The sequence below is a fragment of the Solirubrobacter ginsenosidimutans genome, assembly GCF_027587205.1.
Genome location: NZ_JAPDOD010000079.1, coordinates 25,647 through 32,057 on the forward strand (window position 1 = coordinate 25,647; position 6,411 = coordinate 32,057).

Below are 6,411 nucleotides of genomic sequence, written 5' to 3' on the forward strand. Positions count from 1 at the left end.
CCGCCGAAAAACCATCTAGGCTCTGCGCCCCGATGACGCGCCTGAGCCACTACCTCCTCCCGACCGAGAAGCAGCCGCCCGCCGATGCGGAGGCGCTCTCCCACAAGCTGCTGGTGCGCGCCGGCATGATCCGGCAGGTGGGCGCCGGCCTGTGGAGCTGGCTCCCGGCCGGCTGGCGCGTGCACCAGAAGGCGGTCCAGATCATCCGCGAGGAGATCGACGCGATCGGCGGCCAGGAAATGCTGATGCCGGTGCTCAACCCGGCGGAGATCTGGCAGCGCAGCGGGCGTTACGACGCGATCGGCGGCGAGCTGTTCCGCCTCAAGGACCGCCGTGGGGCGGACATGGTGCTCGCCATGACCCATGAGGAGATCGTCACCACCCACATCGCGCAGGTGGTCCGCTCCTACCGCGACCTGCCGCAGATCCTCTACCACTTCCAGATCAAGGAGCGCGACGAGCCGCGCCCCCGCGCCGGCGTGCTGCGCACGCGCGAGTTCATCATGAAGGACTCCTACACGTTCGACCGCGATGCCGCGGGGCTCGACGTGGGCTACGAGAAGCACCGGGTCGCCTACGACAAGATCTTCGACCGCTGCGGCCTGGAGTGGTACCGGGTGGACTCGGACGTCGGGATGATGGGCGGCACCGGCGCCCACGAGTACATGGCGCCGTGTCCCGCGGGCGAGAACGACGTCGCGCTGGCCCCGGGCTACGCGGCCAATGTCGAGGTCGCGACCGCGACCGCCAAGCCGGTGCAGCTGCCGCCGGCGCTGGACGCCCCCGCGGAGGAGGCGACGCCCGGGCTGACGACGGTCGCGCAGGTCGCGGAGGCGCTCGGCGTCCCCGCGGGCGCGCTCATCAAGGCCTACCCGGTCATCGTCGGCGAGGACGAGCTGCGCCTGGTCCTGGTGCGCGGCGACCATCGCGTGAACGACGTCAAGCTCGCCAACGCCCTCGGCGCCTCCTTCCGGCCGGCGCAGGCGAGCGAGTTCGCCGAGCGCATCGGCCCGGCGGGCTACATCGGGCCGGTCGGCACCGACGTGCCGATCCTGCTCGACTCGGCGCTCGACGGCGACTCCTACATCTCGGGCGCCAACAAGGCCGACGCGCACCTGCGCGGCGTCAAGCCGGGGCGCGACTTCGCGTTCACCGAGGCCGACGTGCGCTCGGTCGAGGTGGGGGATACGGTCGACGGTCACGAGATCCGGATCGAGCCCGCGATCGAGATCGGCAACATCTTCAAGCTCGGGACCCGCTACAGCGTGCCGCTGGGGGCGAGCTACCTGGACGAGTCCGGCACGGCCCAGCCCGTCTGGATGGGCTCCTACGGCATCGGCCCTGCGCGCATCGCCGCCGCGGCCGTCGAGCAGTTCGCCGACGAGAAGGGCATCTCGTGGCCGCGCGCGCTGTCGCCGTTCGACGTGCACCTCGTCGGGCTCGGCAAGCCCGACACCGAGGAGTTCGCGCTGGCCGAGCGCCTGTACGACGAGCTGCGGGCGGCCGGCCTGGACGTCGTCTACGACGATCGGACCCTCGGCCCGGGCGCCAAGTTCGCCGACGCCGAGCTGCTCGGCGTGCCGCTGCGGCTGACGATCGGCCGGCGCACGCTCGAGGCGGGCGAGATCGAGACGCAGGTCCGGCGCGGGCGAGAGACCGGCTCCATCGGACTCGAGGGCGCGGCGCAGGCGGCCGCTGACTTGTGGGCGACGCTCCCGTAAAACGCAAACTGACCTTCCGGCGGCTGTCGGGTCTGGACCGCTCGGGCCCGCCGCCACCTGAGACGGTCGCCGGCGCGCCGCTGCGCCCGTGGACGATCCCGAACGCGATCGGCTACATCCGGCTGGCGATGATCCCGCTGTTCCTGGTGCTCGCCCTGAGCTCCGAGAGCGGCACGGACGCGCTGCCGGCGGTCCTGTTCGCCGTGATCGGCTGGAGCGACTACCTGGACGGCATCGCCGCGCGGGTCACCGGCCAGTACTCGCGGATGGGGGCGCTGCTGGACCCATTGGTCGATCGGCTGCTCGTGATCTCAGGCGTGATCGTGTGCTGGAAATTCGAGCTTCTCCCGCGCTGGGCGCTCGCTCTGCTGGCCGCTCGCGAGCTCTTCATGCTCGTCCTGGCGCGCTATGCGCTGCACCGAAATGTCGACCTCAAGATCAACTGGTTGGGGCGCTGGGGCGTGTGGCCGGTGTTCAGCGCGCTCTTCTTTGCACTCTGCGGAGTGCATTGGTTGGCCCTGGCGTGCTTGTATGTGGGCCTCGTACTCACGCTTGGGGCGACGGTCCAATACGTGCGCGATGGTCTCGCGCAGGCACGACTGCAAGGCTCGACCTGAGCTTGATGAACGCTATGCTTCCACCTCCGTCTCGTCACCTTTGAGGAGAGGACTTCTTTACAGATGGACACCTTCCCCGATCTCGGTTCACTCTCCGATCAGGAGCTCAAGGACCTCATCCAGCAGCTCACTGACGAGGAGCAGGAGGTGTCCTACCGCCGGCGCATCCTGCACGGCAAGATCGACATCCTGCGAGCCGAACTCGTCAACCGCCTGCGCAAGAAGCACGAAGGTGGCGAGGAAGTCATCTCGGGCGCCGACGTCCAGCGTCTCACTGACATCCTTGCCGGTCGTGCGACCGGCGGCGGCGACGACATCTAGCCGCAGTCGGAGGTACGGCCCTTGGCCCGTCACTGCCCAGAGTGCGGGTTCGTCGTCACGGAGGGCGCGAACTACTGCCAGCGCTGCGGCGCATACGTCGGCACGCGTGAAGACACGCGTGACGACGCCACGACCGCGACGTACATGATCGACGAACAGACCGGCGAGTTGCGGCCGGTCGACGTCGGCGATGTCGCGGCCTCCACCGGTGCCCTCGTGATCCGGTCGGGCGGCGGCAAGGTCGGCCAGTCGTACCCGCTCGACGGCGAGCGGTTGACGATCGGCCGTTCGCCGGACGCGGAGATCTTCCTCGACGACGTGACCGTCTCGCGCGATCACGCCGTGCTCGTGCGCCGTTCGGGCGCGTGGTTCCTGGATGACTCAGGCTCTTTGAATGGGACCTACGTGAACCGGCGGAGGATCGAGTCGCACAAGCTCGAAGACGGCGACGAGTTGCAAGTCGGCAAATACAAGCTCACCTATCTGGCGCGCTGAGGTGGCCGTGTCCGACGACGCCGCCACCGGAGCGAGCGAAGCCTCAAGCGGCGGCGGTAACGGTGAACCTCAGCTTGAGGAAGTCCCGCGCCAGACGAAGTCGCTGACCATCGGCGCGGTGTGCAAGGGGCTCCAGCAGGAGTTCCCGGACATCTCGATCTCCAAGATCCGCTACCTCGAGGATCAGAAGCTGCTGACGCCGCGGCGCACGCCGGGCGGCTACCGGCTGTATTCGGCCGCGGACGTCTCGCGCTTGAGGACGATCCTGCGCCTGCAGCGCGACGAGTTCCTGCCGCTCGCCGTGATCCGCCAGGAGCTGGCCGCGGGACGCTCGTTCGACGATCCGCCTGCGGCCGCCGCGGCGGGTGCGGGTGGGACGGCGGGCGGCGCGGCGGCCAAGCCGGCGGACGGCGCTCGCCCGGGTGCGGCGCTGCGGCGGCTGACGCTGTCGGTGCGCGACCGGGGTGCGGCGTACTCGCTCGACGACGTGGTCGAGCAGACCGGCGCCGAGCCGCGTCTCGTCCAGGAGCTCGAGGACTTCGGGATCGTCAAGGGCGAGGTCCGTGAGGGCAAGCGCTACTACGACGAGACCGAGCGCGAGATCGTGCGGGCGGTGTCGGAGTTGTCGCGCTACGGCGTGGCGGGGCGCAACCTGCGGGTGTTCAAGTCCTCCGCCGAGCGCGAGGCGGCGCTGCTGCAGCAGATCCTCGCGCCGGCCCTTCGCTCGCGCAATCCCGAGCGGCGCAAGGAGGCCGTGGAGGCGTTGGAGAACCTCGCCGCGGTCGCCTCGCACCTGAAGCACCTGCTGCTCGTGCGCGATCTGCGGAAGATCGCCAAGTAAGTGGAGCTGCGGCGGTTCATCCGCGACATCCCGGATTTCCCGAAGCCGGGGATCGTCTTCAAGGACATCACGCCGCTGCTGCTCGATCCGGCGGCGCTGAACTTCGCGGTTGAGTCGATCGCCGGGTACGCGCGGCCGCTGGAAGTGGATTTGGTGGTCGCCGCCGAGGCGCGCGGCTTCATCCTCGGCGCGGCCGTCGCGCGCGAGCTGGGGGTCGGGTTCGTGCCCGCCCGCAAGCCGGGGAAGCTGCCGGCGGAGACGGTCTCGGCCGAATACATCCTCGAGTACGGCGTCGACGCGCTGGAGATGCACGCCGACGCGTTGCGCGACGGCGCGCGGGTGCTGCTGCACGACGACCTGCTGGCGACGGGCGGCACGGCGCGCGCGCTGTGCGAGCTGGCCGAGGGGGCGGGCGCGGTCGTCGCGGGCTGCGCGTTCCTGGTCGAGCTCGCGTTCCTGGGGGGCCGCGAGAAGCTCGCCTCCTACGACGTCCACACGCTGATCGCCTACGACACGGAGTGAGCGCCGCGACCGCGTGTCTGCGGGCCGCTCCGGTTCGCGAGGCGGCGCCGTGATGCGGCGCGAGCAGGTCTTCTGGGGCTGGGGCGAGCCGGGGGCGGGGCCCTCGTTGCCCGACCACGCGGTCGCGCTCTTGCGCGAGGAGCTCGGGATCTCGGGCGCCGTCGTCTCCTCGCCCGTGGACACGCCCGTGGTGCCGCCCTCCGCGCTGCCTGCGTCCCTGCGCGAGCGGCTCGCCTCCGCGGCCGAGGTCCGCGACGACGCTGAGGCGCGCGTCCTGCGCACGCGCGGCAAGTCGTATCTCGATCTTCTGGCCCAGCGGGCGGGGGACTTCGCCTCCGCGCCCGACGCGGTCGTCGCGCCCGCGGACGCCGCCGGCGTGGCCGCGGTGCTGCAGGCGTGTACCGAGGCGGGAGTGGCGGTCGTGCCGTTCGGCGGCGGGACCAGCGTCGTCGGCGGCCTCGCGGGTGAGCGGGGGCGCTTCGACGCGCTGATCTCGCTCGACCTCGGGCGGTTGGACGCGCTCGTCTCGGTCGACCCGTCGTCGTTGTTGGCCGTCTTCGAGCCCGGCATCCGTCTCCCTGAGGCCGACGCCGCGCTGCGGACGCACGGGCTCGCGCTCGGGCATATGCCACAGAGTTACGAGTGGGCGACGGTCGGCGGGTGCGCGGCGACGCGCTCGGCGGGGCAGTCGTCGACCGGCCACGGGCGCATCGACGCGCAGGTCGCGGCGCTGGAATGCGTGACGCCGGTCGGCGCCTTGGCGACGTTGGATGCGCCCGGCACCGCGGCGGGGCCGTCGCTGCGGCAGCTTGTCTTGGGCTCCGAGGGCGCGTTCGGCGTGATCACACGGGTCGCGCTGCGGGTCCGGCCGCTGCGCTCGACGGCGTTCGACGCGTGGACCGTGGGCTCGTTCTTCGAGGGTGCGGAGCTGTTGCGGCGTTTGGAGCAGGACGGGATCGCGCCCGACATCGCCCGCTTGTCGGACGAGGAGGAGACGCGGCTGAGCGTGGCGCTGGCCGGGACGGGCACCGTGGGGCGTCGTCTGCTCGACGGCCGCTGCCTGCTCGTCTGCGGGTGGGAGGGCGCGGTCGGCCGGGCGTCGGCGGCGCGCGTGCTGGCGCGCGGCGGTGCGCGGCCGCTGGGTGGCGCGCCCGGACGAGCGTGGGAACGCTCGCGCTTCGCCGGCCCGCACCTCCGCGACGATCTGATGGACCGCGGCGTGCTCGTCGAGACGCTCGAGACGGCGACGACGTGGAGCAACCTGGAGCGTCTGTACGACGCGGTCCGCGGCGCGTTGGACGGCGTCCACGTCGGCTGCCACGTCTCACACCTCTATCCGACGGGCGCCTCGCTGTACTTCACGCTGCTCGGCGCGCAGACCGCCGACCCGGCGGGGCAGTGGAAGGCGATCAAGGACGCGGCGACGCGCGCGATCGTCGACGCGAGCGGCACGATCACCCACCACCACGCGATCGGCCGCGACCACGCGCCCTACCTCGGCGACGAGATCGGCGAGCTCGGGCTGGAGCTGCTGCGGGCGGTCAAGGAACGCTGCGACCCCGCGGGGATCATGAACCCCGGGAAGCTGCTCTAGCCGCACCCCGGCACCCGGCGAACCCCTCCGCCACGTGCTCGAACGGCCCGAGGTGCCGCGCCTTGACCGCGCGGGCAGCGGGCCCGTCCGACCACCCGCCGGTCACCACGAGGCGCGTGTGCGGGCCGGCGAGCGCGTCCATCCGCGCGAGCACACCCGCCCCGGTCCGCCCGGCGGATTCGAGGGCGGCGAGATACGCCGCGCCGGCGTTGCCGGAGGCGGCGTCGCCGCCGCGGGCGCCCGCGGCTCTCGCGCCTGCACCGCTCGCGCCCGCGCCGCCCGCGCCCGCACCGCCAAGGG

General features: G+C 71.8%; 7 protein-coding genes and 1 pseudogene. 7 read left to right on the plus strand and 1 reads right to left on the minus strand.

The genetic code is table 11. The features are described from left to right. The first annotated feature begins 32 nt into the window (after nucleotides 1-32). The 7 genes from OM076_RS41740 to OM076_RS41770 all read left to right on the plus strand — a co-directional run bounded on the left by OM076_RS41740 (nucleotide 33) and on the right by OM076_RS41770 (nucleotide 6,111). Complete coding sequence (locus OM076_RS41740) at nucleotides 33-1,721, plus strand: proline--tRNA ligase (protein WP_270046140.1); 1,689 nt, start codon at nucleotides 33-35, stop codon at nucleotides 1,719-1,721. Next, nucleotides 1,703-2,338 carry a CDP-alcohol phosphatidyltransferase family protein gene (locus OM076_RS41745; protein WP_270046141.1) on the plus strand — a complete coding sequence of 212 codons (636 nt, stop codon included), beginning with the start codon at nucleotides 1,703-1,705 and terminating at the stop codon, nucleotides 2,336-2,338. Before OM076_RS41740 ends, OM076_RS41745 begins: the two co-directional genes overlap by 19 nt. Before the next feature lie 63 nt (nucleotides 2,339-2,401). Next, complete coding sequence (locus tag OM076_RS41750) at nucleotides 2,402-2,659, plus strand: RsiG family protein (protein ID WP_270046142.1); 258 nt, start codon at nucleotides 2,402-2,404, stop codon at nucleotides 2,657-2,659. A 21-nt stretch (nucleotides 2,660-2,680) separates the two neighbouring features. Beyond that, nucleotides 2,681-3,154 carry a double zinc ribbon and FHA domain-containing protein gene (locus OM076_RS41755; protein ID WP_270046143.1) on the plus strand — a complete coding sequence of 158 codons (474 nt, stop codon included), beginning with the start codon at nucleotides 2,681-2,683 and terminating at the stop codon, nucleotides 3,152-3,154. A 7-nt stretch (nucleotides 3,155-3,161) separates the two neighbouring features. Then, a complete protein-coding gene (gene ftsR / locus OM076_RS41760) occupies nucleotides 3,162-3,995 on the plus strand; it encodes a transcriptional regulator FtsR (RefSeq protein ID WP_270046144.1) in 834 nt (277 codons plus the stop codon). Then, nucleotides 3,996-4,517, plus strand: a complete 522-nt coding sequence (locus OM076_RS41765; RefSeq protein WP_270046145.1) for an adenine phosphoribosyltransferase — start codon at nucleotides 3,996-3,998, stop codon at nucleotides 4,515-4,517. A 52-nt stretch (nucleotides 4,518-4,569) separates the two neighbouring features. Beyond that, nucleotides 4,570-6,111 (plus strand): FAD-binding oxidoreductase, encoded by a 1,542-nt coding sequence (locus OM076_RS41770; RefSeq protein ID WP_270046146.1) that lies wholly within the window; start codon nucleotides 4,570-4,572, stop codon nucleotides 6,109-6,111. Here the strand turns inward: OM076_RS41770 and OM076_RS41775 are convergent. Further along, nucleotides 6,086-6,411, minus strand: a pseudogene (locus tag OM076_RS41775) (hypothetical protein); the annotation flags it as partial. The gene OM076_RS41770 and the pseudogene OM076_RS41775 overlap by 26 nt on opposite strands.

Bases quoted from the DNA above. Each gene is read 5' to 3' on its own strand.
- OM076_RS41740 (WP_270046140.1), top strand. From the start codon at position 33: ATGACGCGCCTGAGCCACTACCTCCTCCCGACCGAGAAGCAGCCGCCC.
- OM076_RS41750 (WP_270046142.1), top strand. From the start codon at position 2,402: ATGGACACCTTCCCCGATCTCGGTTCACTCTCCGATCAGGAGCTCAAG.
- OM076_RS41770 (WP_270046146.1), top strand. From the start codon at position 4,570: ATGCGGCGCGAGCAGGTCTTCTGGGGCTGGGGCGAGCCGGGGGCGGGG.